At 69.7% G+C, this 25,367-nt stretch carries 26 protein-coding genes and 1 pseudogene; 18 read left to right on the forward strand and 9 right to left on the reverse strand.

Annotated features, from left to right (window positions below; genetic code table 11):
• The first annotated feature begins 74 nt into the window (after nucleotides 1-74).
• Genes NRK68_RS34315 through NRK68_RS34325 form a run of 3 tightly spaced genes read left to right on the forward strand, consistent with a single transcriptional unit; the run spans nucleotide 75 to nucleotide 2,561 of the window.
• Complete coding sequence (locus NRK68_RS34315) at nucleotides 75-206, forward strand: hypothetical protein (RefSeq protein ID WP_257858092.1); 132 nt, start codon at nucleotides 75-77, stop codon at nucleotides 204-206.
• Entirely contained in the window at nucleotides 200-841 is a 642-nt protein-coding gene (locus NRK68_RS34320) for a hypothetical protein (protein WP_257858093.1), read from the forward strand. The genes NRK68_RS34315 and NRK68_RS34320 overlap by 7 nt, the downstream gene beginning before the upstream one ends.
• Entirely contained in the window at nucleotides 834-2,561 is a 1,728-nt protein-coding gene (locus NRK68_RS34325) for an IclR family transcriptional regulator domain-containing protein (RefSeq protein WP_257858094.1), read from the forward strand. The genes NRK68_RS34320 and NRK68_RS34325 overlap by 8 nt, the downstream gene beginning before the upstream one ends.
• A gap of 450 nt (nucleotides 2,562-3,011) precedes the next feature.
• Here NRK68_RS34325 and NRK68_RS34330 read toward each other — a convergent pair whose 3' ends face one another.
• Complete coding sequence (locus NRK68_RS34330; protein WP_257858095.1) at nucleotides 3,012-3,704, reverse strand: DapH/DapD/GlmU-related protein; 693 nt, start codon at nucleotides 3,702-3,704, stop codon at nucleotides 3,012-3,014.
• A 34-nt stretch (nucleotides 3,705-3,738) separates the two neighbouring features.
• Nucleotides 3,739-4,791: an NAD-dependent epimerase/dehydratase family protein gene (locus NRK68_RS34335; protein ID WP_257858096.1), complete on the reverse strand. Its 1,053-nt coding sequence runs from the start codon at nucleotides 4,789-4,791 to the stop codon at nucleotides 3,739-3,741.
• Nucleotides 4,792-5,023: 232 nt separating this feature from the next.
• Here NRK68_RS34335 and NRK68_RS34340 point away from each other — a divergent pair, with 232 nt between their 5' ends.
• The 3 genes from NRK68_RS34340 to NRK68_RS34350 all read left to right on the forward strand — a co-directional run bounded on the left by NRK68_RS34340 (nucleotide 5,024) and on the right by NRK68_RS34350 (nucleotide 8,148).
• A complete protein-coding gene (locus NRK68_RS34340) occupies nucleotides 5,024-6,382 on the forward strand; it encodes an NsdA family TPR-like regulatory protein (RefSeq protein ID WP_257858097.1) in 1,359 nt (452 codons plus the stop codon).
• Nucleotides 6,383-6,399: 17 nt separating this feature from the next.
• Nucleotides 6,400-7,269, forward strand: coding sequence for a glycosyltransferase family 2 protein (locus NRK68_RS34345; protein ID WP_257858098.1), 870 nt, complete (start codon nucleotides 6,400-6,402; stop codon nucleotides 7,267-7,269).
• A 264-nt stretch (nucleotides 7,270-7,533) separates the two neighbouring features.
• A complete protein-coding gene (locus NRK68_RS34350; protein ID WP_257858099.1) occupies nucleotides 7,534-8,148 on the forward strand; it encodes a hypothetical protein in 615 nt (204 codons plus the stop codon).
• A 123-nt stretch (nucleotides 8,149-8,271) separates the two neighbouring features.
• Here NRK68_RS34350 and NRK68_RS34355 read toward each other — a convergent pair whose 3' ends face one another.
• Nucleotides 8,272-8,490, reverse strand: coding sequence for a hypothetical protein (locus NRK68_RS34355; protein ID WP_257858271.1), 219 nt, complete (start codon nucleotides 8,488-8,490; stop codon nucleotides 8,272-8,274).
• Between NRK68_RS34355 and NRK68_RS34360 the strand changes: the two are divergent.
• Nucleotides 8,468-8,719: pseudogene (locus tag NRK68_RS34360) on the forward strand (CBS domain-containing protein); the annotation flags it as partial. The gene NRK68_RS34355 and the pseudogene NRK68_RS34360 sit on opposite strands and share 23 nt — an antisense overlap.
• Nucleotides 8,720-8,809: 90 nt before the next feature.
• Here NRK68_RS34360 and NRK68_RS34365 read toward each other — a convergent pair.
• Nucleotides 8,810-9,163 carry a PRC-barrel domain-containing protein gene (locus NRK68_RS34365; RefSeq protein WP_257858100.1) on the reverse strand — a complete coding sequence of 118 codons (354 nt, stop codon included), beginning with the start codon at nucleotides 9,161-9,163 and terminating at the stop codon, nucleotides 8,810-8,812.
• Between the two features lie 953 nt (nucleotides 9,164-10,116).
• On the opposite strand from NRK68_RS34365, the gene NRK68_RS34370 reads away from it, so the two are divergent.
• Nucleotides 10,117-10,671: a hypothetical protein gene (locus NRK68_RS34370; RefSeq protein WP_257858101.1), complete on the forward strand. Its 555-nt coding sequence runs from the start codon at nucleotides 10,117-10,119 to the stop codon at nucleotides 10,669-10,671.
• A 113-nt stretch (nucleotides 10,672-10,784) separates the two neighbouring features.
• Entirely contained in the window at nucleotides 10,785-11,264 is a 480-nt protein-coding gene (locus tag NRK68_RS34375; RefSeq protein ID WP_257858102.1) for a hypothetical protein, read from the forward strand.
• Between the two features lie 83 nt (nucleotides 11,265-11,347).
• On the opposite strand, the gene NRK68_RS34380 is transcribed toward NRK68_RS34375, so the two are convergent.
• Nucleotides 11,348-11,746, reverse strand: a complete 399-nt coding sequence (locus NRK68_RS34380) for a PIN domain-containing protein (protein ID WP_257858103.1) — start codon at nucleotides 11,744-11,746, stop codon at nucleotides 11,348-11,350.
• Nucleotides 11,746-12,012: a hypothetical protein gene (locus tag NRK68_RS34385; protein WP_257858104.1), complete on the reverse strand. Its 267-nt coding sequence runs from the start codon at nucleotides 12,010-12,012 to the stop codon at nucleotides 11,746-11,748. The genes NRK68_RS34380 and NRK68_RS34385 overlap by 1 nt, the downstream gene beginning before the upstream one ends.
• 202 nt (nucleotides 12,013-12,214) lie before the next feature.
• Here NRK68_RS34385 and NRK68_RS34390 point away from each other — a divergent pair, with 202 nt between their 5' ends.
• On the forward strand, nucleotides 12,215-12,937 hold the full coding sequence (locus NRK68_RS34390; RefSeq protein ID WP_257858106.1) for an HNH endonuclease family protein: 723 nt from the start codon (nucleotides 12,215-12,217) through the stop codon (nucleotides 12,935-12,937).
• A 91-nt stretch (nucleotides 12,938-13,028) separates the two neighbouring features.
• On the opposite strand, the gene NRK68_RS34395 is transcribed toward NRK68_RS34390, so the two are convergent.
• Nucleotides 13,029-13,622, reverse strand: a complete 594-nt coding sequence (locus NRK68_RS34395) for a zinc finger domain-containing protein (protein WP_257858107.1) — start codon at nucleotides 13,620-13,622, stop codon at nucleotides 13,029-13,031.
• A gap of 80 nt (nucleotides 13,623-13,702) precedes the next feature.
• The gene (locus NRK68_RS34400) at nucleotides 13,703-14,446 is read right to left on the reverse strand and encodes a TIGR02391 family protein (RefSeq protein WP_257858108.1); all 744 of its coding nucleotides are present in this window, start codon (nucleotides 14,444-14,446) and stop codon (nucleotides 13,703-13,705) included.
• Between the two features lie 156 nt (nucleotides 14,447-14,602).
• On the opposite strand from NRK68_RS34400, the gene NRK68_RS34405 reads away from it, so the two are divergent.
• From NRK68_RS34405 to NRK68_RS34430, 6 genes are all read left to right on the forward strand, one after another.
• Nucleotides 14,603-16,573, forward strand: coding sequence for a hypothetical protein (locus NRK68_RS34405; RefSeq protein ID WP_257858109.1), 1,971 nt, complete (start codon nucleotides 14,603-14,605; stop codon nucleotides 16,571-16,573).
• An 88-nt stretch (nucleotides 16,574-16,661) separates the two neighbouring features.
• The gene (locus NRK68_RS34410; RefSeq protein ID WP_257858110.1) at nucleotides 16,662-17,045 is read left to right on the forward strand and encodes a hypothetical protein; all 384 of its coding nucleotides are present in this window, start codon (nucleotides 16,662-16,664) and stop codon (nucleotides 17,043-17,045) included.
• Between the two features lie 1,043 nt (nucleotides 17,046-18,088).
• Nucleotides 18,089-19,720 (forward strand): IS21 family transposase, encoded by a 1,632-nt coding sequence (gene istA / locus NRK68_RS34415; protein WP_257858111.1) that lies wholly within the window; start codon nucleotides 18,089-18,091, stop codon nucleotides 19,718-19,720.
• Nucleotides 19,717-20,514: an IS21-like element helper ATPase IstB gene (istB, locus tag NRK68_RS34420; RefSeq protein ID WP_257858112.1), complete on the forward strand. Its 798-nt coding sequence runs from the start codon at nucleotides 19,717-19,719 to the stop codon at nucleotides 20,512-20,514. The genes istA and istB overlap by 4 nt, the downstream gene beginning before the upstream one ends.
• A 48-nt stretch (nucleotides 20,515-20,562) precedes the next feature.
• Complete coding sequence (locus NRK68_RS34425; protein ID WP_257858113.1) at nucleotides 20,563-20,916, forward strand: Imm51 family immunity protein; 354 nt, start codon at nucleotides 20,563-20,565, stop codon at nucleotides 20,914-20,916.
• Nucleotides 20,917-21,396: 480 nt separating this feature from the next.
• Entirely contained in the window at nucleotides 21,397-21,558 is a 162-nt protein-coding gene (locus NRK68_RS34430; RefSeq protein ID WP_257858114.1) for a hypothetical protein, read from the forward strand.
• 212 nt (nucleotides 21,559-21,770) lie between these two features.
• Here NRK68_RS34430 and NRK68_RS34435 read toward each other — a convergent pair whose 3' ends face one another.
• Nucleotides 21,771-23,012, reverse strand: a complete 1,242-nt coding sequence (locus tag NRK68_RS34435; protein ID WP_257858115.1) for an NsdA family TPR-like regulatory protein — start codon at nucleotides 23,010-23,012, stop codon at nucleotides 21,771-21,773.
• 357 nt (nucleotides 23,013-23,369) lie between these two features.
• Here NRK68_RS34435 and NRK68_RS34440 point away from each other — a divergent pair, with 357 nt between their 5' ends.
• Together NRK68_RS34440 and NRK68_RS34445 are read left to right on the forward strand one after the other, a co-directional pair.
• Entirely contained in the window at nucleotides 23,370-24,542 is a 1,173-nt protein-coding gene (locus NRK68_RS34440) for a cupin domain-containing protein (protein ID WP_257858116.1), read from the forward strand.
• An 8-nt stretch (nucleotides 24,543-24,550) separates the two neighbouring features.
• A complete protein-coding gene (locus NRK68_RS34445; protein ID WP_257858117.1) occupies nucleotides 24,551-25,360 on the forward strand; it encodes a hypothetical protein in 810 nt (269 codons plus the stop codon).
• The last annotated feature ends 7 nt before the right edge of the window (nucleotides 25,361-25,367 follow it).

The following is a 25,367-nucleotide window of genomic DNA, read 5'->3' on the forward strand; positions in this document are numbered from 1 at the left end:
GGGCCTGGGGAAAGGCTTCTCGCGGGCGAGTGGGACGCGAGGGGGCTTTTGCCCCGGCCGAGCATGGTTCCCGCATGCCATGTGGCGGCGGCTGGTCCGTCATCGTGCGGCACGAGTCGGCGGGCGGCGACCGGGTGACGGTCTGGACCACCCTCGTGGCCACCGCCGCCTCCGATCCCCGTGAGCCGGAGCGTGGCCCGTGGTAGGCAGCCCGGATGAGGAGGAACTGCCCTGGCAGGAAGCCGCGCGTACGCTCTTCGAGCTCCGTGCAGAGGAGTGGACCCGCATCATCGCGGCAGGGCTGTGGAAACGGCATCCGATGCTGCGCTCCCAAGTGCAGGACATGGCGCACGAGGCGCTCGTGCGGACGTATGTCGTGTGGCAGCGGGATGCTGAGAAGCGGGACCGCAACCCTCTGCCGTACGCGAGGGAGACCGCGAACAACCTGGCGAACGACGCCTACGACAAGTTGGCCGAGCCCGCGGACGAGGCAGGGCTCCAGGAGTGCGAGCGCGTATTCGTCGCGCGCCCCAGCCGGGCCTCGGACCTTCACGGCGACTACGCGGGCCTCGTGCCGTACACCCCGCTGGACCCCCTCGAGGACCTCGTCATACCCGCCATCAGGCGGATGAAGAAGACACAACGCAGGGACGTCGCGGAGATGCGGAGCCAGGGCATGGAGGACCAGGCCATCGCGGAGCGCATGAACCGGGAGCCGGCACGTATCCAGACCTTGATGACCAAGGCAGCAGCCGAGCTGAGGGAGGACGAGGAGATCCAGCTCCACATCCGCGATCGGCACAGGAAGACCCGGCGCCGGGAAGAGGACACAGGTGAGTGATGTGAACGGCAACGACAGCGAACGGGGCGACACCGGAGCGGCGGCACCCTCCGCGTTCGCTGCCCTGCTGTCCGGGCTGAAGGGAGCCGACTTCTGGGACCGACCCGGAGGCGACTGGGGACCACCGCGGACCATGAGGGGCCAGGAACTGGAGCGACGCCTGCACGCGAACTCGTGCTACCGGCTCGGCTCGAAGGCCCTGCGTATAGGTGAGCTGGACCGGGCCAGGAACTGGCTCAAGCGGGCGTGCGAGGACAGCCACCCCGGCGCGGCCTTCCGCCTGGCGGTGACCTTGTGGCGGCAGTCGGGCCCGGACTCCGCTCCCCAGGCCGTCACCATCGTGGTGAGTGCTGCCCGATGGGGACACCAGGACGCCCGGACACTGCTGCGGCAAGCCGGCTGGGACCTGGCCGACATCGGCCTCGCCGACCGCGAGGACACGATCCCCGAACAGGACGGCGAGTTCATCGCCGATGTGCGGACCCTCCTGGCGACTTTCCGCAAGCGCGCCAAGTTCACCGCCAAGATTCCCAAGCCCAGGCGTACCGGAGCCGCTCCGGATCCCCTGCCCGCGAACACGGCCTCGGCCACGATTCCGCCCACGGGGGCGCCCGGAGACCGGAAGTCGGGGCTCGGCCCGGCATGGTCGCCGGCTCCGCTGCGGCACGCGTCACTGACGAACCTGGCCCAGCAGGCCCCGCCCGCCAGCCGGCCGTTGCGCCGCTGGCAGTCCGCGCAGCGGGTCCTCGACCTCCTGCAGATCATCGCCAGCGCAGGCCGAGCGGTCAGTGAGAGGCACCTCGCCTGGGCCACCAGCCTTCCACACCCGGTGATGCAACGTCTCCTGGTGTGGCTGTGCCAGCAGCACCTCACCCTGCGCACCCCCGACGGCGGGTACGTACCCGGACCCGCGCTACGACTGATCGCGGTACCCGAACCTGGCCGGCCCGGCATGGTCATCGACCAGGTTCTCGCCGGCCTGCGCGACGCCGTCGGCGCGGCCGTGTACATCAGCACCTACAGCCAGGGAGAAGTCTCCATCGTCCGATGGTCGGACGGACCCAGCACCCCGGGCGTCAAACAACGGGTCGCCTTCACCGAGGCAGCACACGCCACCGCGGTCGGCAAGAGCCTGCTTTCCCAGCTCAACTTCGACCAACGCATGGACCACCTGTCCAGGCACCGGCCCATCGCGCTCACCCAGCGCACCATCACCAATGGGGCCGCGCTCTTCCAGAACCTGGATCACCATGGCCCGCTCGCTGCCCAGTTCGACATTCTGGAGTACTCCGACGGAGAAGTATGCGTCGCGGTCCCACTCGTCATCGACGGCGAAATCGGCTGCGTAGCCCTGTCTCTGCCCGTCGCGCAGCGCCACCGGCTCATTCAGGCAGCGAAGATCCTCTCCAGCCGCTCCGCCGGCCTTCTCCTGTCCCTCCTGCTCGCCGCCAGCCCCCCAGACCTGGAAACCGGCCGGCAGGACGCGCCCGCGCACCGTCGGCCGGTCGGGGCTGCTGCGGGCCACCAGCAGGCTGTGCAATGGCCGACGCCTGACCACGCCGGAGGAGGAGAATCGGATGACCTCGAGGAGGAACACGAGGCACAGGTGATCCCCTTCCCCTCGCGCACCGTGGAACCTCCCCCCGTAGAGCCCCCGGACGTGCTGTGCTCCACGAACCTCGACCTCTCGCTCAAGGAGGTAGCCGGCAGTCGCAGCTGACACCGCTGGTGGGGCCTCGTCACGGCGTAGCCCCACCAGCTCCGTGCGCGGGTCGATTCCGGGCCCGGACCGGCCCCTTCGTCTGCTGGGGTTTCGCGGGGTGTGTGGGGCGATGAAGCGTGTCTTCAATTGAAGACACGCGGAGGTCGAGTGCGCGCCGTGGACGGGGGCGTCGGCCCCCGGGCGGCGTTCGCTCGGGATTGCGTGTGGCTGGCCGGTGGCCTCCGGACTCCCGCTCCCCTGGTACTGCCCGGCGCGGTCAGAACGTGGGGCTATCTGGCGTCTGCCGTTCGCGCCGTCTCGCCACCAGGGCCTGGTCGCTGGGGCGATGAGCGTGCGTACGACGCGTACCGCGCCACGGCTCCGGCCGAGATCCTGAGCGCGTTGGGGTGAGGGACACCCGCGCGCCCGATGACTTGCACGCGAGGTAGCGGGGTTCGGCCGGGGCGGTCAGATGCGGCGGGGCTCGATGACTACCTCGGGTGCGGAGGACCGCACGACGCTGCTGGCGGGGATGATGGTGCTGCCCATGCAGACCCCGGCCGCGATGACTGAGCGTCGGCCTACGGCGATGCCGGGGCCGAGGGTGATCATGCTGCCTGTCTGGACGTGGTCGCCGATCAGGCCCCCGAACCGGGGCGTGGTGCACCGGTAGGGCAATCCATCACCGGGACCGTGAAGGGCGATTTCCTTGACGGGGACGCGCATGTCGTAGTTCCACAGGCTGATCGCCGCGATGACGAGGTTCGCGGACAGGTGGGCGTCCGCGCCGATGATGGAGTGGCCGACGCCTACCTGGTGGCCGAGGACGGTGTTCTCCCCGACGAAGGAGTGGGTGACCTCGCATCCGAAGCCGACCGAGACGCCGGCGGCGAGGACGGAGCGCTTGCGGACGGTGGAGAACTCGTGGACGCGGACCCCGGGGCCGAGGATCGCGTCTTCTCCGATGATCGCGGTGGGATGGATCCGCGCGGTGGGGTGGATCCGCTCGGGCACCACCTGGAGGGCATCGTCGTGGAGGCTGTCCCAGTGAGTGAGGAAGGCGGACAGTTCGAACTCGCTGATCTTCGCGTAGCCGGTGGAGTCCAAGCCGGATGCTGCAGGGCTGCTCACGTAGTCGCCGATGCGGATGGAGTCGGTCACCTGGCTTCTCCTGGTCGTCGTTGGGGCGGGAGGTTCAGGCGGCGTCGGCGGCTTCACGGCGCAGGAAGTCGGGAAGGGCGGCTGGAGTGTTGTCGAGCCAGGCGACGTAGCGGGCCACGCCTTCTGCCACCGTGATCCGCGGCTCCCACTCCAGGGAGGCGGTCATGCGGGCGGTGTCGGCCGTCCCGCCGAGCGGGTCGCCTTCGGGGAGTGGCCTGTTCTGGAATTCGGCGTCGGGGTAGTGGTTGCGGATGAGGCGGGCCACGTCGGCGATGGAGGTGGCCCGGCCGGTGCCGATGTTGAGGGTCTGCCGGTCCGCGCCGCGAGCGAGCATGGCCCGGATGGTGGCCTCGGCGATGTCGTCGACATGAACGAAGTCACGGACCTGCCGGCCGCCGCCGTTGACGTGCAGGGGAAGGCCGAGCTTCGCGCGCATCGCCATCCAGGCCACCACCCAGGAGTGCGAGCCCTCCTTGACGGTCTGGGGCTCACCGTAGACGGAGAAGTAGCGGACCGTGGTGTGGGAGACGTTGGCCTTGCCCAGCACCAACGCGGTCTGCGCCTCCCCCCACGCCTTCGTATTCGCGTACACCGACAGCGGGGCCACGGGCTGGTCCTCGTGCCAGGTCTGGACGTCGTGGTGCTTGGGGTCGCCGTTGCCGTAGACGGCGGCTGAGGAGACGAACACGAACCGGCGGACGCGGGCGTTGCAGCGGTTGACCGCGTCCAGGAGGACCTGGGTGCCGGTGACGTTGGTCTCGATCGCAGCCATCGGGTTGCGGGTGCAGGCGGCCACGTCGGCGACGGCGGCGGCATGGATCACGTAGTCCGCTTCCCTGACGACGTGGTCCATCAGGGTCTCGTCGGCAATGTCGCCCACGAGGGTGTCGGGATTGGCGGTGTGGACGCCGAACAGTTCGGCGTAGACGGTGGCGGGGTAGGCGTCGAGCTTGCCCACGGCCAGGACGCGGGCCCCGGCGGCGCGCAGGCGGGCGGTAATGCGGGAGCCGACCAGACCTCCGCCGCCGGTGACCACCACGGTCGAACCGGCGAGGGCTTCGGACAGGTCGGCGTCGGTAAGTGTCACGGCGGTCTCCTCGAACTCGGTGACAGAGCGCATATAGAGGTCGCCAGGCAGGCGTGGACCCAGCTCTCCGGCGGGCGCCGTCCGGGGCAGGGGTGGGCTCCATCGAGCGGACCGACGGCGCAGCCCCGGACGGCGTGATGAACAGTGAACTCGCCGACACGGAAAGTGAGTACCGTGGGTGAAGCGGCAACCCGTGCAACTCGTTCAAGATCGTTTCCGAGGGGGTCCGACCTTGGCAGGGAACCGAACGCCGAACAGCGCGTTGGCAGAGGTGATCGCCCAGTCCGGGGCCACCTATTTCGCGCTGGCCAGGGAGATCCGCTCTGTGGCGGCCGAGGCGGGTCAGCACTTGGGTACAGGTCCGTCAGCCGTCGCCTACTGGGTCTCCGGGGGGACACCGTCCGGCCAGACGCCGTTCTACATCGCGGAGGCCCTGACGAGACGGACCAAGCGGCGGGTGACCGTCGCCGAGATCGGTCTAGGCTGCGAAGGCGGCGTGGCCATGGAGGCCGACCCGCTGGCCGTCATCGCCGATCTTGGGAGGTCCGTCATTCAACGTCGCCGCGACTTCCTCGGCGCCGCTTTCACCGCCGCGGCCGTCGGTCTGCCGCTGGCCTACGACCACGAAGCGGTTGCCGCGACGCTCCGAGCGTCCGAGACCGGCGGCAGCGTCGGTCCGACCGAGGTGATGGCGGTCCGGCAGCTGACCGAGATGTTCCGCAGCGCGGACGAACTGCTGGGCGGCGGCCACGGCCTGACCACCGTCACCGCCTATCTGACCGACACCGTCGCGCCGATGCTGACCGCCCGGTTCCCCTCCGCCACGGTCCGCTCCGAGGCGTTCGGGGCGGCGGCCCAGCTGGCCTGCCTGGTCGGCTGGAAACACCACGACCTCGGCCGGGAGGGCGCCGCCCAGCAGTACTACCTGCTGGGCTATCAGCTCGCCTGCGAGGCCGACCCGAACGGCCATGCCGCATGGATGATGCGGGCCCTCACCCATCAGGCCCTCGACCTGGGCCACCCTGGTTCCAGTCCCGAGCTGGCCGAAGCGGCCCTGGGCAGGGCGACGGGCAAAGTCGACCGGCAGACCGAGGCCCTGCTCCTGGTGACGTGCGCCAGGGCCTACGGGGCCGCCGGGCAGAGCGCCCGGGCGGCGCGGGCGCTGCTGGCCGCCGAAGACGCTGTGACAGACACGTGGGAGCCGGTCCCCGACTACGCCGCAGCCTCCGGGCCCGTGGCGGCCACGGTCGCCTCGCACATGGGCAAGACCCTGACCGCGATGAAAGACCACGCGGCGGCCGAACGGCACTACCGGCGGGCCCTGGCGGGCCGCACGCCGGGCACCTACCAGCTCAAACACGGGCTGACCCTGGCCCACCTGGGGCGGTCGGTGGCCGGGCAGCACCGCCACGAGGAAGCCGTGGGCCTGTGGGGCCGTTCCCTGGATTTCATGGGCGGTGTGGTCTCCGACCGCAACCGGCGGGCAGTCAAAGAGATTCAGGCGACGTCGGCCCGGTACCGCCGACGTGGTGTGGCCGGCGCGGTGAGCCTCAACCAGCGCGCCACCGAACTCCTCAGCAACCAGGTGTGAAAGGAACAGGCGACCGAATGCCGAAGATCGGGGTTGTGGTCCTGACCATGGGCGACCGGCCCGCGGAACTGGGGGCGCTGCTGGCCTCGGTGGCCGCTCAGGAAGGCGATCCGGCGACCGTCGTGGTCCTTGGCCAGGGTGTGAAGCTCCCGCCCCTCCCGGACGGCGTCGACGGCGTGGAACTACCGGAGAACCTAGGGATCCCCGGCGGCCGCAACGCAGGCGTGGCCTGGCTGCGCGTGCGGGGCGGCGTCGACGTCGTCGTGGTCCTGGACGACGACGGCCTGTTGCCCCGCACCGACACCTTCCAGCTGGTCCGTGAGGCGTTCGCCACCAGTCCCCGCCTGGGCATCGCCGGATTCCGCATCGCGGACGAGACCGGGGTAAGCCAACGCAGGCACGTCCCTCGCCTGGGCGGCAAGAACCCCGCGGTGTCCGGGCCGGTGACGACGTTCCTCGGCGGCGGCCACGCCATCCGCCTGACCGTGATCGACCAGGTCGGCGACTTCCCGACCCCCTTCTTCTACGCCCACGAGGAGACGGACTTCGCCTGGCGGGCGCTGGACGCCGGCTGGGAGATCGACTACCGGGCGGACATGGTTCTCCAACACCCCCGCACCGCGGCGTCCCGGCACAAGGTGTACTACCGCAACACCGGACGGAACCGTGTCTGGCTGGCCAAGCGGCACCTGCCCGCCGCCCTCGTCCCGGTCTACCTCGCAACCTGGGCCGCGTACACGATCGCGCAACGGCCCCCACTGACCGGACTGGCCGCATGGTGGGCCGGCTTCTTTGAAGGCGTACGCGTGCCCTGCCCACCCAGGCGACCCATGCAGTGGCGCACCGTGTGGCGGATGACCAGGCTTGGCCGCCCCCCGGTCATCTGACCGCCCCAGGCGCCAGCCCTGGCCGATGCCGCGCGTAAGTTGTCCGCCCTAGCCACGTGTGCCCCGCTCGCCGACTTCTGCCGCCTGCAGTACCGGCCTTGGGACTGGTGAGCTCGCATGTTCAGGTGTCGCGTATTCGCGGCCGAACCCAGCTGGGAATCGCGCTGAGTGATCTGTGCGAGCTCGGCGGCACCCGACAGCCTGCTGGTCGGCGATTGACATGATGGGCGGCGGCAAGTTCTCAGGTTCTCTAGAGGAGCGACTATGGCGTTCGAGGCCGAAGCCGAATTCGAAGTCGCCGGACGGGACACGTGGTCCTATGCGTCCGCTGTCGGCGTCGGGCCGTTTCGGTTCGGCATGACGGTCGACGAAGTGATCGAGGCGGCTGAGGTACTCGGCCGGACGCAGGTCAGCGATTGTGCACGGGACCACGCGATCTTCTCGCCGACTTGGAAGGTCGAAGTCCACCGTCGCGAGGCCGCCCCTTCTCCGCCAGCCGTCACGGCCTATGTGAGCCAGGCTGCGGGGCTGTTTTGCATCGCTGCCGACGCCGTGCAGGGTCCCCAGGTCGCGTACGACGGTCTCCCGCTGGTCGGGAGGGACATGGCGGAGCTGGAGAGCGATGCAATCGCCTATGCCGAGGCGATGGACGTGCAGTTTCGCATCATGCCCGAGGGCTACGCAGCACCGGATGATCCCGGGATCGTCATGCGCGCGCAACGGGTCGGGGAGGTCCTGCGATCGCGTCCGCTGTTCATGGTGCCGCGCGATGGTGCGAACACTGAATGGGACTCGTTGCCCTCCGAGGAGTACCACTTCAACAGCCGCCCTGCGCGAAGTTCCATCCGAATGAACAGTCCATGGTCCGACGTGGTGTGACCCAGGGGAAGAGGCGAGACGCTCGGACGGGTTCGGGCGCCGGCTAATGCACGAAGTCGAGTTCTTTGATCACATTCGTCGCTGCGGTTCGTGCAGACGGGCGCCAATGACGGCCTGTAGCGATCACTGGCTGTGGTCACCCGGGGCGTACCGACTCCAGGTTCCGCCAGCTTCGGTGACCAGGCGGGTGGCGGTCTTGTCGTGATAGCCGAGTGCTTTCGCGATGACGGGGGCCGGGGCCTGGAGGACGAGCTGGCGGATTGCGGAGGCCCTGCCGCGCTGCGGAGGGACGCCGATCTCACGCAGGTGGACTTGGAGGCTGAAGGTCCTCGCGGCGGACAAGGACCCGAGCTCGGTGAAGGCGGGCGATCTCGCCCAGGGTGAGGCCGTCACCATCGGCGCCGACGACGACGCCGCGGAGATCCTGCGCACGATGGGTGCACACCAGGTCCGCCGGCTCCCGGTCATCGACGGGCACACGCTGGTCGGCATCGTCGCCCTTGCCGATGTCGCCCGCGCCCTGCCGGACACAAAGGTCGGCGACCTGCTGGAGGCGATCTCCCAGACCTGACCGACCTGTGCCCGATGGATCGGGCGCCCAGGCGTACACGTGGCGCGGGCCCCGCCGGCCGGCGGGGCCCGCGCCACGTGTACGCCTGCGCTACATGTGCGGCATGTTGTAGTACCGGGCGAACTGCTCCAGGTAGGTCGGGTCCCCTCTGTGCTTGGCCTCGTCGAAGTCGGGGGCGTCCTTGATCTGTTCCTTGGTCCGGTCGACGTAGACCTTCTCCTCGACCATGTCGATCATGTTGATCGTCCCGGCAGGCAGCAGCACGTGTTTGCCGAAGATCCACACGCCGGTGTCGACGACGAGGTAGGAGGCGCCGACCTCTTCGGAGTGCTTGCTGATCTTGCCGATGCTGCCGTCCTTGGCCTCGACCTTGTACCCGACGATGTCGGTGCCCTGCTGGTACCCGGTGTCCGGGCGATAGCCCCAGATGTCGAATTCAGTCACAGCGATCCTTCCACATGGATGTCACGCGCTTCGGTTCGTCACTGAACGTATGACTGGGGTTGCCGATCTGCGACTCGGACACCTCCTCCGGGGTGACGGGACCGTGAAGGCCACGGTCTCCGGGAAGACCGCGGCCGCAAGAAGCGGGCACGAAGAAGCGGATCCGCTCCACCTCGAAGGAATGCGCCTGGTCGCCGACGGCGGCGGCCAGCTCGCCCCCGCCGCCGCGCGGGCTGGCCCACCTCGCTGCGACGCCACCGGCGACTTCCCCACAGCCCCTTCTGCCGCCAGCACTCTCGGCTGGCCGGGGCGCGGGAACCGGGTGCTCGGCGACATCCACTTCGCCCACGGCGACATGAACCAGGCCGCCACCGCACCGGCGCGCTCTGCTCGGAGCCGTCGAAGGAGGTCGACGAGGAACAAAGGGCCGCACCAGAAGGTGTGCGGGCCAAAGAAGAGGGGCAGTGCCCAGCGATGGCGAGTGCCCCTTCAAGTAGTCACCGAGTCTAGCCCTGCGTGCGTGTCGCGGGTGGCTCGGCGCGCCCTGAAGACAGGGCGAGGAGGACGGAACCGGCAACCCCAGTACAGTGGAAGGCAGATCCGGCGTGCCCAGAAGCTAGTGACGCCGAGCCTCATCGTCCGGAAGATGCTCCCACCGACGTGCTGAACAGCTACAGTTGGCGGCGCGTTCGGCGTGCCATGCGCGGAACGACTCCTTCCGAAGACGCTGGACACTCCTCCCGATCTTCGGCAAGATGGTGGCCATCTCCGGCGTGCCCACACCGTCGGCCTGCAGGGCGAGGAACTCAAGTCCTCGCCCTTTTTCATGCCCTGGCGCCCGGCTGAGCCCCTGCCTCCGCCGCCCGCCACGGCCCTCACTCCCCAAGGCCCCGTCCACATAGACGGGGCCTTTCGCATGCCCGCATCCGGGCCACGTTGGAAGGGAACCCCTGATGCCCGACTTCACCCCTGAAGAGCAAGCCCTCTTCAACTACCTGCGCTCTCACACCCCGGCTCCCAGCGGATCGGTGCCGACACCGGCCAACCTTCCCCGCCGCCGCCCCGCAGCCCGTACAGCCGCCGAAGTCGAACGTGCGGAAGGACTCAACCTCAACCTCAACCTCGACCGCCACCGGGCCTCCCGCGCGCTCCGGCCCCGCCGGGTCACCCCCCGGCCGCGGCCGGGGACGCAGAGCCTCCCCGTGTGGATCTTCAACCGCATCAAGGAGTCCCCCGCTGGCTACGACCGCGAGACCGCCTGGACGCTGGCCCAGGCGTGGGCTCGGACCGTGGCGGACCGCGACGAGTTCACCGTGTGGTCATGGGCGGTGGGAATGAGCCGGCCGGACGCAGCCGCAGAGCTGAAAGACCACGGCTTCACACCCGACGCGCTGCAGACGCTGATCCAGGGCAAGCCCGCCCGCAGCCTGCTCCGCACCGGGTACGACGTCCAACTGGTGATCTACGGCCTGTACCGGGCGGCCGCCCGGCGCCAGACCGGTCCCTGACCAGCGCACTCGTCGGAGCATCCCCACCGGGATCATCCACCGACACCCCGGCCATCCGGGTGGGCTTCCGATCGCGGGGATATCCGTGATGGTGCCAGGCCGTTGGGCGTGGCGTGATCAGCTGCACATGCGACTTCGGCACCATCTGCGGGCCGGCGATGATGGCCGCTGGCTTCCTTCGCCGCATCGAGGAGCGGGAGGCCGGCAAGAAGAGGCGGAGCGAAGACGGGACGACCCGGAACGTGCTGGACATCCTCGCCTGCCGGCTACAGGGCGGTGGACCGGTCCTCTTCGAGTTTGCTCACTGGGCCGACGAACTGGACGTGCCCGTCGCGCGGCTGCGGGAAGTAGTGGCGTGGCTCGTCGAGAACCAGTTCCTTGCCCTGGAAGGGGACGTGGACGGCGTTGCCCGATTGTGGGTGAACCCATCGGTGGCCTTCACTCCCTGGTCGGACCCAAGGCTCGCCGCCGCCCGTTACCGCTTCCCGTACATCACGACGGCAGAGGAGGGTATGGCCGCCGAGCGGCCGGTGATCGTCCGCCCTACGACGCCGACGGGTGGGACGAGGTCTACCGGCAGAACCTGCACATGATCGAAGATCCGTTCTGCTTCTCCTCGGCAGGCTGCGCAGTCCACGACCGGTAGTCGACAGGGCCTGGCTCGCCCGGCTCCACCTCATTGGTCGGGGTGAACGGCCTGGACACCGGTCCCTTCGTACAGATCGGGGGTGAGGGTGAGGAGGTAGCGTCCGGCAGGGTAGTCGGCGGAGGGGCGGGCGGCGTGGATGGCGTGGACGGCCGCCCAGGAGTGCCCGGCTTGCAGCAGCTCGGTTGCCGTCAGCGCGGCGTCGGTGTCGAACGGCTCGATCCGGATGAACCGCAGGCCGTGCATGTAGGCGAGCAGGCCCTGCCGCTCGGTGTCGCCGGCGGTCAGGGAGAGCACCGGCGCGTACAGGGTGCCCAGGCCGCCGGAGGCTTGGACGTAGAACGCGGCGACGGCCTCGTTGTACGGGTCCTTCGGGTCGTGGAGAGCGGTGGCGGTGGTGTGGTCCAGAACGACCGCGATCGGCCCCACTACGCGGCCGCCGGGTCCTGGCTGGCGCCCAGGCGCTGCAGGAGGCCGCGGGCCTTGGCCTCGGCTTCCTCGCTCGGCACGGTGCCCAGGACGGAGGCGAGCTCGGCCCGGGCCAGCTCGGCGCGCTGGGCGTACTCGGCCTGGGTCGGCCGGCCCTCGGCGAGCTCCTCGACCAGCTGCCGGATCGTGGTGCCCTCCTCGGCCGCCAGGGCGGCCAGCCGGTCGCGTGTCGCTGCGCTCACCTTGATGCTCGTCTCGTCCGCCATACCTCGACTCTACTGCGAGTAGAGGACCAGCGCAGCGCCCTTACTCGGTTCTACGCCCCGGGCACACCGGGTCCCCTGTCCTGCCCGGCATCTGCCATCACCGGGTGGACGATCGTTTCCCCGGTGAATCCGCCCACCCGGCTGGGTGACACAGCTGATCTTGGACTGTCCTTGCGTGTGCTCGGGTCGCTAGAACCCAGGAATGATCACCAACCTGATGCGCCGCGGGCTGCCCGCGCTCGCCCTGGCAGTCCTCCCCCTCTTCGCCCCGGGTGCTCCTGTGGCAGGCGCCACCACGACCCCTTCGACCGGCCTGCCGACAGCTCTTCCTGGCGTCGGCCGACTCCGCGCGCCGGTTCCGCTGTTCGAGGCGATCGACCGGATTGCCGTCGCCGACGAGCAGCGAGCCGGGTACAAGCGGGACCTGTACAAGCATTGGAACAAAGGCCTGAACGCCGGCGACGGCTGCGACACCCGCAAGGAGGTGATCTTGGCCGAGGCGGTCCTCGCCCCTCAGATCGCCACCGGATGCAAGCTGACCGGTGGTTCTTGGCGCAGCCCCTACGACAACGTCGTCGTCACCGACGCCGCCCGCCTGGATGTAGATCATTTTGTCCCGCTGGCGGAGGTCCACGACTCCGGTGGCTTCGCCTGGGGCGCCGTGCGGCGGGAGGCGTACGCGAACGACCAGGCGTCCCCGGACACGCTCATCGCGGTCTCCGCCGCTTCCAACAGGAGCAAGAGCGACAAGGACCCGGCGGAGTGGCTGCCGTCGGATGGCTCCTACCACTGCACTTACGTCGCCACCTGGGTCGGCACCAAGCTCCGCTGGAACCTCACCGCGGACGAGGCCGAGCGCCAGGCCCTCCTCGACGTGGCTGAGTACTGCCCCACCACCACGGTGGTCTACGAGTCCGCACCCTGACGGCCATCTTCCGCCGCGCACGCGCCGGAACCAGCACGCGGTTCCGGGGTCCGGTAGTGCCTCGGCAAGATCGGCAGAGCCTCTGCCTGGCTCACATGAGGGTCAGCTGGACTGTCGGCGGCGTGGGCCCGGGCCACCTTGCCTTGGCCGCGTTCCACTCCAGGCGGAACTGCGCGGGCAGTACGGCGCGCTCGATGATGTCGAGGGCCAGCGCATTGACGGACACGTGCGTGGGGTCCACCCGCTCAACGAAGCCGCGGGCGATGAGCCGTTCGACCGCTTCGACCGCTTCGTCGCGGGTGATGAACTCCAGCGGCATCAGGCAGAGCGCCACCGCGAAGTTGTCGAACGTCCGGGCCTCGGCCTGGAGCAGGGCCAGCCGCAGCAGGGTCGCTGCCTCATACGGGTAGGGCGCCAGTTCATCCATGACGTCCTTGTGCCAGGACGCCACGAGCGTGTCGGCCTCCCCGGGCTGCAGCTCCATGAAGATGCGGTCCTCGTCAGGCGGAAGGATCCGGTACGGCGGCAGCTCCATGGCCTGCTGGGCGTCGCGGATTCGGCCGCGATGCAGCTGGGAGCGCCCGGCCCGGTCCGGGGCGCACTTCTCGCCTGGTTTGGCACGGCATTGGGGACAGCTGCGGCTGCGGGCGCGCTCGCGGACAGCCGGCGGTACTGCTCGACTCACGCAGGACAGTGTTCACTCCGTCGGCGTGATCCGCTGGCTCCGCCACGCGTCCTGTCACGGTTCCTCCGCCAGCTCCTGGACTAGGTAGCCGGGGTGGGCTGCCTGTGCTTGGCGCGTTCGACCTGCCGCAGCAGCAGGTCGGCGAACTGGATGATCTCGGCTGCCTCGATGGGGTCGTCGAAGTCGACGGTTCGGTGGCTGGCGGGGTTCTTGTACGCGCCCATGGCGCCGGCGAACAGGGCGGATGCGGCCTCCTGCTCGCCGCCTTCGGCTTCCGTGTCGGCAAGCGGGCCGCCGGCCTTGCCGTTCTGGGCGGGCTGGAAGGCTGCACGCATCAGCTTCACCCCAACCAGGGAGTTGTCGAGTCCAGAGGCCTCCCGGACGGCGACCTCGACCGCCTTCATCGCGGCGAAGCATGCCGTCTCGTAGTCGCCGAGGTCGAAGTTGGTACGCACCGTGCCTTCCAGGGCCGGGTGGAGCGGGCCGGACAGCCGCAGGCGGGCTTCGAACCTCGTGATTCCTTCCGGATCCTTCGCCAGCTCCATGCCGTCGCGGGAGAGTTGACGGAAGGCTTCTGACTGGCTGGGAACGCGGGACAGCAGCGCGTGCGCCTCCAGCCAGCTCCAGGCGTCGGAGAGGCGGTCGACGAGGACCTGCGTGTCCGGCTCGCTCTGGAACGCCTGTCGGGCCGAGCCCATCGTCCCGACGTACTGCAGGAATCCGGTGCCGCTGGCGAGGTGCTGCAGAAGAAGGAGCGCAACGTCGCGGGTGGGCAGCTGCCGGACCTGGTCCGCCGGAACCGGCGGTATGTACGTGAACGTCATGGACGAACGCTACGGCGCGGCACTGACACCCGGGTGCGGTACCTCGACAGGGGGACACAGCTGGGCCGAACCGGTGACGAGGCGCACTGGTCCTCACCCTGCCGGGTGGAGGGTGAGGCCGGGCAACAGCCCAGGTGCGGCGGCAGGGAGCGTTCCATGGCGTACGAGGTGATCAGGGCGGAGTTCCGTACGGAGCTGCACGCACGCTGGTCGGTGTTCTTCGACCACCTGCGGGTGCCGTGGGCGTACGAACCGGTGACCTTCTACGACAGCCAGGGCTCGCCGCGAACGCCGGCGTTCTGGCTTCCGGAGCAGCGGATGTGGTTCGCGGCCGAGCTGGAGGCCCCGGTGTGGTGGGGGCGGTTCGCTATGGCCGCCGAGGGCAGCGACTACTGGGGTGACGGCTGGGGTGAGCAGGCCGGCCGCTGTCTGCCGGTAGAGGTCCCGGAGGAGTGGCAGGGGCTGACGCTGCTGTCCGAGGGTCCGTTCTTCCCCGACGACGACCCTGGCATCGACACCTGGGGGCGACCCGACCCTTGGGACGGGCCTTGGCGGCTTCACGAGGCGAAGGGGATGCTCACCTACTGCGACTCGCCCTACCAGTGGACGATGTGTCCTCAGTGCGGGTCCTTCGGCGCCGAGTTCTGCGGATACGCCGAACGGCTGCCCTGCGGTTGCCTCAATGACGGCGAGCACAGCAAGGTGGCGGGCGGCAGCGACAAGCGGCTACTCGCCGCCTACCGGGCCGCGCAGCTCGAGCGGTGGCACGACGACATCTCCCACGCGACCGTGCTGTGGCCCACCGTGCGCGAGGCCCTGGTCCAGCAGCCCGGCGCCGCGGCTGCCGCCGAGAACTGCGTCGGCGAGTGCCAGTCGGTCGCCGAGCAGATGCGCCAGGAGCTGTGCCCGCCCGACCCCGGGGAGAGCGAGGAGCTGGAGACCCTGTGTTCGGCGTGCCCGGGTTTCGTCTGCGGGCAGTGCGGCGAACAGCCGGCCCCCGCGGCCGGCGCCCCGTGCCGGACGTGTGAGCCGGTCGTACTGCTCACCGAGAACCAGGTCCGGCAGCGGATCAACTGGAAGGTGGAGAAGCTCGCCGCCGCCACAGGCATGCAGGGGCGCCGGGTCAACGGCATCGTCAACGACTCCATTGGGGAAAGGAGCAGGTCAGGGGTTTCACTGGCGAAGCTCGGCCTCGCCCTCACCAATGTTGAGCGGTGGCTGGACGACCCTTCGTCCATGCCGACCGGACTTCCCACCCCCTCCTCCGACGAGCTCGGCGAGCTGCACGGAGCCGAGCTGCGCAAGCTCCTCACCACCTACGTGGGACCGCTGGCGGGTGCTCTGCGCGACCCGATCCCCTTCGTTCAGCGGCAGCTGAACGACTGGATGGGCGTGTCCAGCCGCGCCGAGGCGGCAGACGAACAACTGCGTGACGCGATCATCCAGGCGAGGGCCTGGACCGAGGACCCCGCTTCCTACCGCGCCTACACCCACCCGGAGCCGGCCGAGCCCGGCGGCCTGGCCGCGCCGATGCGCACGAAGAACGCCCTCGCGGACTGCTCCTGCAACCTGTGTGCCGCGCCGGTGGTGGCCGGCGAACTCATCGGCCGGATGCCCAACCCCCGGAATCCCTTCAAGCCCATGGCCTGGCTGTGTGCCCACTGCCTGTACGACCGGCGGGCCAAGCCTCGCCTCACCGACGTGCTCCTGCGGGTCTTCCACCACAGCCTCAGCGGCAGCAACGCCACCTTGCTGAACACCGCCGAGGCCGCCGTGCTCCTCGCAGCTCTGCTGACGCTTCCCCCCACGGTGAACGATGAACACCTCCAAGAGGCAATCACCGAACTCCGGCGGGGCATCGACGCGCCGGAGCCCGTGATGCAGCTGAGCTACCACCCGGCCGACGCGGCTGTCGCCGCCCTTCACGCGGCGGCCCCACAGGAGAGCGGGCCCGGTGACGCTGCTGTTCTCGCAGCCGTCGCCCAGCACCTGGCCGAATGGCAGCACAACCCCCAGAACATCGACCGGACCCCCTACAGGAACCGCGCCCTATGGCGGCAGGCCGTCCTCGAAAGCACGCCCGCCCCGACGATCCTGTCCCAGCGCGGCGGCCCCTTCTGGGTATGATCCGGGCCCCTTCGGCCCCAGCCCGGCGCGGACCTTCACCACCCAGGGACACCCGCTCTGCCACGTCCGACCCACCTGGAGGACACCGATGCCGTACGACGTCACCCGTGACATCACTGCCGGCTCCCTCGTACTGCCCGGCGTCGCCGGGACCGTGGGCGCCACGTACTCCAAGCACCGTAAGGACCAGCCGGGACGCGGCGCCGCCGTCGAGCTCCCCGCCGTACTGGAGCTCCTCGCCGCGATCGATGCCGGCCAGATCACCGCAGCCCAGGCCCGGGCAGCATTCGGCCCCTTCCTCGACCGGCTCGAAGCGTACGACCGGGAAATGGACAACCACCCGGCTCGCTACGAGTACTGGGGAGAACAGCCATGGCCGCCACCGAAGACTGGCGCACGCACTGGACGACATACGAGGACGGCGGAACGGACCGCGGGATCGTCCACGACGTGCGCAACGGGATCCGGATGATCGCTGAAACCGGAGCCAACGACCCCGTGGAGACCCCGGAGCAGCCGCCGCCATGCAGCCGAGCAGAACCGGCGCGGAGTCGCTCCTCTGCCTCCAGCGTTTCCACGAGCTGGCGTGGCCAGGGGGCACTGACGGGAGCCGGTACGGGTGTGCCGGCTCGAATAGCGGCTCGGGTGGCCCGGCCATGTGCCTGGGCGCTGTCTCTGCGCGTCCTTGCAGGTCCGGTACTGCGGCCAGCTGACGGGCGAGCAGGATGATTCGGGTCGCCTGGTTGACGGCGGTGGCCCGACGTCGCAAACCCGCCCGACAACCGGGGAAGCGTGGTGCCTCGGAATCGGAGTCTTCCTGTTCGTGACCGGGATCATCCTCCTGACAGCGCGCGACGTGACGAGCGCCCCCACCGTCGACACGGACGATTCGTACCACTACACGTGCGGCTTCCCTCCCCTGATGTAAGCGGCTCCGGCCCCTCCGGGTGAATCCTGGCGGCCAGCTTGGGCCGATGCCCGAGTGGCTCGCTCCAGCGCGGCGTCGAGGCGGACGTCGTCCTTCAGCAGGATCCGTACAGACATCTGGACCCGCTGGGGAGCGCGCTGCTGTCCGATGCGGGCGCGGGCGGCGGGCGTGCGCCTCGGTAGTGTCGGCGACCGCCGCGGCCGCCTCCGTCGGGAGTGCGCCCGGGAGGGCGCGGTAGGGGCGGTCCGGCACATCTGCGTGAGCCTTGCGTTCGTCATGCGCTGCCCAACGCGGGCGATCGCCGGAACGGACGGCGCACGGTGCTCACCACCGAAGTCACTCAACATGCCTGACGGTCCGTCCGGAGGTCGATAGCCAGCCGCCCGGAACCTTGCCCCCGCGAGCCGCTCCGCCGGGCCTCGAAGCAGGATGGCTTTAACGCTCTGATTCGGCCCCATTTTTCGGTTTGAGTTGGCCCCAGGTCTGGGGGCGTACGGGAGCGTTCGGGGGTTGTTCCGGTCTCATTTGGCCCCACTGGTTGGCGGGTGGTGGGACGGTCGAGGTGGACCGTGTGGGGGCGATGCCGGATGGAGCTGTCGAGGGAAGAGCTGTTCCTGCGGATCCGCCGTGACTCGTGGCAGGAGGGGTTGTCGATGCGGGCGTTGGCCCGCAAGTACGGCGTTCACCGCCGGCTGGTACGCGATGCTCTGGCGTCGCCGGTGCCCAAGCCGCGGAAGACCCCGGTGCGGTCGTCACCTCGTCTGGAGCCGTTGAAGAAGACGATCGACGAGTGGCTGCTGGCGGATCTGGATGCGCCGCCGAAGCAGCGGCATACCGTTCAGCGGATCCTGACGCGGCTGCGTCAGGAGTGCGGGGCCGATATCGCCTACACGACTGTGTGGGACTACGTTTCCCGTCGGCGCCGGGAGATCGCCGAGGCGGCCGGCGCGGCGCCGACGGCGGGGTTCGTGATCCGCCACAACCGTCCGGGCATGGACGCCGAGGTCGACTTCGGCGAGGCATGGGTGGATCTGGCCGGTGAACGCACGAAGTGCTTCGTGTTCGCGCTGCGTCTCGCCTACTCGGGCAAGGCGGTCCACCGCATCACGACATCCTGCGGGCAGGAAGCGTTCCTGGACGGCCACGTTCACGCCTTCCGGACCCTGGGTGGTGTTCCGGGTGGTCAGATCCGCTATGACAACCTCTCTCCGGCGGTTTCCCGGGTGATCCACAAGAGCCGGTCGAGGGAGGAACATCCCAGGTGGGAGGAGTTCCGGCGGCATTTCGGCTTCACCCCTTTCTACTGCGAGCCAGGTCTTCGCGGGGCCCATGAGAAAGGCGGGGTCGAGGGCCAGGTCGGCTACTTCCGCCGCAACTACCTCACTCCCGTTCCGCGGGTCGACTCACTCGATGAACTGAATGCGTCCTTCGCGGAGTTCGAGAAGAGGGAGGAAGGGCGGCGGATCGGGATGCGGATCCGCACGATCGGACAGGACTTCACCCACGAGGCGGTCCTGCTCCTGCCTCAGCCGACGGACGGGTTCGAGACCGGTGCCGTGTTCACGCCGAGGGTCGACCGATACGGGATGATCGCCGTGAGGGTCTGCCGGTACTCCGTTCCGGCCCGGTTCATCGGTCGCACAGTCCGGGTCGTGCTCCGTTCAAGCGACCTGGTCGTCTTCCAAGGACGCACCGAGATTGCCCGCCACCCACGGCTCACCGCCAAAGGCGCCGAGCGAGTCGTCCTCGACCACTTCCTGGAAGTACTGCTGGCTAAGCCCGGCGCGATGGCCGGCTCCGAAGCCCTCGACCAAGCCCGCCGCGAAGGCAGGTTCACCGCCGCCCACGAAGCGTTCTGGGCCGCGGCGAAGAGTGCCGAAGGCGACACCGAGGGCACCAAACAACTGGTCCACGTCCTCCTCCTGCACCGGCACCTCGAACACCGCGACGTGGTCGCCGGCATCCGATCGGCCCTGGCGGTCGGCGCTCACACCGCCGATATCGTGGCCCTGGAAGCCCGAAAAGCAGCCCAGGCCGACGGCCGCTCTCCCACCGTGACCGTCACCGGGCCCACGCCAGCCCTCCCGGGAGCCCAGCCCAGCGAGGTGGTCAGCCTGAGCGCCCACCGGGCACTCCGTCTTCCCGCAGACCAGCGTCCCCCGCCCGCACTCGAACGCTGGGACCAGCTTCTGAACCAGTCCAGGAAGGACGCGCCATGACCGGTCCGAACCACTACCTGACCGAGCCCGCCGCCGACGCGGCGATCGACACCGCCTGCCGAGTCCTGCGGCTGCCCACGATGCGAGCCCAGTTCCCCGACCTCGTCGCCCGAGCCGAACGCGAACAGCTCTCCTACCGAGGGTTCCTCGCCGAGCTGCTGATGTCTGAGTGCGAGGACCGCGACCGGCGGCGCTCGGAACGCCGGATCCGCGCGGCGGGCTTTCCCCGCCAGAAGTGGCTCTCCGATTTCGACTACTCCGCGAACCCCAACGTCGTCCCGGCCGTGATCAACAACCTCGCCACCTGCGAATGGGTCAAGAAGGGCGAGCCCCTCTGCCTGATCGGGGACTCGGGCACCGGCAAGTCCCACCTGCTGATCGGACTGGCCACGGCCGCCGCCATGGAGGGCCACCGCGTTCGGTATGCCCTCGCCGCGAAGCTCGTCAACGAGCTCGTCGAAGCCGCCGACGAGAAGCAGTTGTCCAAGACCATCGCCCGCTACGGCCGCGTGGACCTTCTCTGCATCGACGAACTGGGCTATCTCGAACTCGACCGGCGAGGAGCCGAGATGCTGTTCCAGGTTTTGACCGAGAGGGAGGAAAAGAACAGTGTCGCCATCACCTCCAACGAATCGTTCGGAGGTTGGACAAAGACGTTCACCGACCCCCGGCTCTGCGCGGCCATCGTCGATCGGCTCACCTTCAACGGCGCGATCATCGAGACCGGCACCGAGTCCTACCGCCTCGCCCAGACCAAGGCCAAGCTGGAGAGGACACATGCCCGAACAGTCTGATGGGCCCCCGCACCGCTCTCGGAACACGGCTGTCTCTACCATCGCCGCATGACCGACGCATCAGCTCTGGCCCCGTTCCGCCTGGATGAAGGCAGCGAGTCCGATCCCTCTCACTGCCTCTACTTCGTCGAGATGGACCAGGTCGCCGACGTCTTCGAGGAACACCACGCCGAAAGCAACGGTCATGGCTGGGAAGGCCTGGCGGAGTCGCTGGTCCATTCCCACATGCCCGAAAGCATCGACAAGCTCCACTTCGGATCAGAGGGTGACACCTTCGTAGTCACCAGTACCGACCTCAAGGCCCTCACAGAGCTGGCCGTCATCCTGCACTCCGCCTTCCACAACCGGGAACTCCTCAGCCACTACATCCAGACGGCTGACCCACGCTTCCTCGACCGATAGCCCCCGCGAGCGGGGCCAGAACAGACCGGAACCCGGGGCCACCTCAAGGCGTTCCGACGACACCCGAGCCCGCCAAATGGGGCCACCTCAGACCGGAAAAGTGGGGCCAGAACAAGGCGTTAAAGCCAGCAGGAGGGAGAGGCCCGCCGAACTCGCGCCGAGAAGCGCGTGAAAGTCCACGTCCGTTGGCTCGCGTCTGAAGGCAGCAAGTCACCGCCTTCAGGGTTTCCGACTGCATCATTCAGCGCAGATGTTCTACGCACTAAACACCTTATGTCCAGATTGAGTTGACATTGCGATGTAAAATTCCACGAGCGTGCCTCGCACGCTCGCCACGCCCGTGGAAGCCCACAGCGCACTCTCAACTCATGGCCTCTGACCTGCGGAAACGTGGTTTGAGTTCCCCACTCCCTTTCCGCAATCTGGATTCTGTGCCCGGGGTCATCCGGGCTCCGGGTGAGTGGGAGGGGTTTCGGGACCATGCTGGAAATTGCCCAGGTAGCACTGAGCAGCGGAGTGGCCTTCTTCTGGGACAAGGTCCTCGGGGACTACGTCGCGGGTCTTCTCGTCATGGCGACCATCGGCCTGGCCAGCAAGGTGTACCGGCGCCGATGCCACCGGCGGGCTGTTGAAGAGGAGTGATCTATCCCTGTGGGTGGCCGTCACCGCTCTCTCCCCGGCGCCGCCCGTTGGCGGCTCCGGGTCAGTCGGCGCTGCGGCGGACTCAGCGGATGTCAGCGGCTTCTTCCTCTTCGGTGGGAGGGTGCGCTTCAGCATGTGGCGCCTGACTGGCCGCCGGACGGAACCGTGCGGGACCGGCGGGGGCGCATTCCCTCCGTGGGCTGGGGGAGGCGTCAGGCCAGTGCGTCGCCGAGCAGTCGGCGCGGAGCGCCGTCCAGGTGCCGATGGAGCAGTTGGGCGCGGGAGTGCACCAGGCCGGTCCGGTAGGCGGGCGGTAGCCGGTCGTAGACGGCGGCCGCCATCGTGGCGGCCTCGCCCGGGTCTCCGTCGACCCGCAGGCACGCGGCGGCGTCCATGGCGATCAGGGCGCGGGTCATCACCGACGGCGAGGTCGTCAGGGCCAAGGCGTCATCCTGCGCCCCGTAGGCGGCCCGGGTGTCGCCGAGCAGCGTGTACGCCTGGGAGAGGTGCACCGCGTGCTTCTGGGCGGGGTACCCGAACCAGGTGTCCGCCGACTCGGGGCCGTCCAGCTGCTCGGCCAGGGTGCGGACGTCGTCCACCGCCCGGCGGGCGCCGGGCAGGTCGCCGATGGCAGCCAGGGCGCGGGCGTTGACGGCGGCCGCGAGCGCGGCCGCGCCGGACGGGCGGGCGCCGGCCTCCCGGCGGGCCTGCGCGGCGATGCGGGCGGCCTGTCCCGGGGCGCCGTAGTTCAGGCCGACCATGGCGTGACGGCCGAGCACCCAGGCGGTCATCCGCCGGTCCCCGGATTCGCGGGCGGCCTTCGCCGCGGTGGCGAACCAGCGGTGCGCGTCGGCCTGGTCGCCCCGGTCGTGCTGGACGATCGCCACCAGGCCGGAGATCCCGGCGGCCGTGCGTGCCAGGTCGGTACGGTCCTTCGCGGGGTGGGGCCGGCGCAGGACAGCGGCGAGGAGCGCCAGGTCCTCGCGCATCTCCCCGAGGACGGCATCGGGCGCCCGTCCGTTGTAGCCGCCCCGGTGCCGCTCGAAGGCACCCTCGAGGTAGGCGAGGTCCCCGGCGCCGTCGGCGTCCAGGCCGGTGTCGATGCCCTCCCGGGCCTGCGCGATGCCGGGCAGCACGGCGAACCCCGCCGTGGCCGCCAGAGTGAACAGCTGTCGTCGTTTCACGTCGTCGTCCTCCATCCTCTGCTGCCTGCGGTACCTGCGGGTGTTCTCCAGGGCCTGGTCCAGCTGCTCGTCGGTCAGGCCGTAGACGGCACGGATCGCCGTACGCCAGACCGGAGTCGGTAACCGCTTCTCGGTCTCCCAGCGCTTGAGGTTCTCGACCGTGCACACCATGCCAGCGACAGTCATGCGCTGGGCCTGCTGCTCGCGGGTCCGGTCCGCCTGCTCCCTGATGGTGCGCAGCAGCTCGCCGATTCCGTCCGGGCTCACCATGCCGGTGCCTCCCCTGTCCGGGTGTCGAAAGACCATCCTGGCCCCCCAACGCGGCCCCGCACAGGGTGAATCGGCCCCTCGGAGCGGCCCTCCCCTGTGGTCTTCCCCCGGCCTTCAATGGTCGAACGGAACCGGCCGGGACAACGCCTCCAGGGGCTCCTCCGCCCGGCCGGGCCCGTACTGGGCGCCCGCCCTGCCTGGGGGCGGCGGGCGCCATACACGCTCCATCCGACACGAGAGAAGGAGTACGTCATGAACGGTCTGATTCTGGCCAGCCGCTCCATCAAGGGGGCCGCGACCCGGACCCCCGACGGCGGGGGCACCGGCAAGGGCGACGGCAACGACTGATCGCCGACCATGACCACCGCGATCAACGCGGCGGTCCGGAGCCTCGGCGGGGACTTCCTCGCCGGGGCTTTCGGCCGCTCCTACCAGCACTGGTCACAGGCCGCCGCAGGACTGTGCGGCCTGTTCACGTGGGACGACCTGAACGACCTGGTCGCCCGCCACCGCCTCGACGCCCCGCAGCTGCGCCTCTTCAACGACGGCACGCAGGTCCCACCGTACGAGTACCTGCATACCTCGGTCACCAAGCGCTCCGAGGTCCGCCACCGCGTCGAACCCTCCGGCCTCCACGGGCAGATCAGCGCTGGCGCCTCCCTGGTCCTGGACGCCGTCGACAAGCTCCACCCCGGCGTCCAGGCCCTGGCCGAAGCGCTGGAGCGGCACTTCCGCACCGACGTCCAGGCCAACCTGTACGCCTCCTGGCACCCCACCGAAGCCTTCGGCATCCACTGGGACGACCACGACACCGTCGTCTTCCAGCTCGAAGGCGCGAAACGGTGGAACCTGTACGGAGCCACCCGCACCGACCCGCTCCGCCTGGACGTCGAAGCCCCCGCCAAGCCCGAGGGGCCGCCGATCGCCGAGGTGATCCTGCAGGCCGGGGACATGCTCTACGTGCCACGCGGCTGGTGGCACGCGGTGGCCGCCACCCAGGGCCGCTCCCTCCACCTGACGTGCGGCCTGACCCCCGCGACCGGCCACCACCTCCTGGTGTGGCTCGCCGGACAGCTCCTCCACTCCCCCACCCTGCGCGCGAACGTGCCCACCGTGGCCGGCCCCGCCGAGCGCGCCGCCTACGCCGAGCAGCTGCGCAAGGAGGTCGCCGAGGCGCTCCACGACCACGTGGTCGCCGAGTTCGCCGCCTTCATGGACGCCCGCGACCCGGGCCGCCCGGCCCCCTCCCTGCCGCACATTGGCGACGTCCCCGCCAAACCCGAGCTGGCCCTGGCCCTCACCACTGCCCGGGCCGCGCTGGAGGGAGCCGACGCGTCGGTGGTGCTGCGCGCCGCCGGACACGAATGGGAGTTGCACCCCTCCGTCCGTGCCGCGCTGGAGGCCCTGGTCTCCGGCGCCCACCTGTCCCTCGGGGACCTGGCCGAGCGCTCCGGCCTCACCGTGGAACAGGTCGCGGCCCTCGCCACCGAGCTGGTATCCAAGGACGCGGCCGCCGTCTCCCACAGGTAGGACCCGCCGTGTTCGAGCCCCCCGCCCCCACCACCGCCGACCGGATGCTGGCCGCCCAGCAGCACGCCGCCGACCAGTTCGGCCTGCGCACCACCGGCCGACGGGTGTGGGGGTACCGGGGCCGAACCCTCTCAGCGGCCGCCGGCCCCCACTGGCTGCGCGTCGTCTGCGCCGAGGCGGGCACCGAGGGCGGCACGCTGTGGGACGGCCCGTCCGCCTCCCGGGCCCTGCCCGCCTCGGTGCCGCGCCCCGACCTGTTCCGCATCCGGGACTGGACCACCGACACGTACGCCTACCGGGCCGAGCTGTACGCTTTCGCCCCGGACCCGATCGTCTCCCCGCGCCCCGTCCTCGACGCAGACCCCGGCCTGCCCGAGGCGTGGTGGAAGGGGATGATCGCTGCCCTGGACGCCCTCGCCGACGTCCCGCCGCCGACGGACCGCGAAGCCGTCCGCGAGGAGTACCTGCGCCGCATCATCCCCCAGTTCACCGGCCACCAGGCCGACGCCGCCATCACCTGGAGCACCGCCCACGGCGACCTCCACTACGGCAACGTCACCCGCGGCCCGCACATCCTGGACTGGGAAGGCTGGGGCCGCGCCCCGTACGGCTACGACGCCGCCACCCTCTACCTGTACGCGCTGCTGGCCCCCGAGACGGCCGCCCGCATCCGGACCGAGCTCGCTGCCATCCTGGACCGGCCGGAGGCGCGCACCGGACTGCTGACCGTGGCCGCCCAGATCCTCCAGGCCCAGGACCGCGTCGACTTCTACGCCGAGCTCGCCGGCCCCGTACGCGAGCACCTTGCCCACCTGTAAGCCAGGA

Origin of the sequence: Streptomyces yangpuensis (assembly GCF_024666385.1) — a bacterium.
Taxonomy (GTDB): Bacteria; Actinomycetota; Actinomycetes; order Streptomycetales; family Streptomycetaceae; genus Streptomyces; species Streptomyces yangpuensis.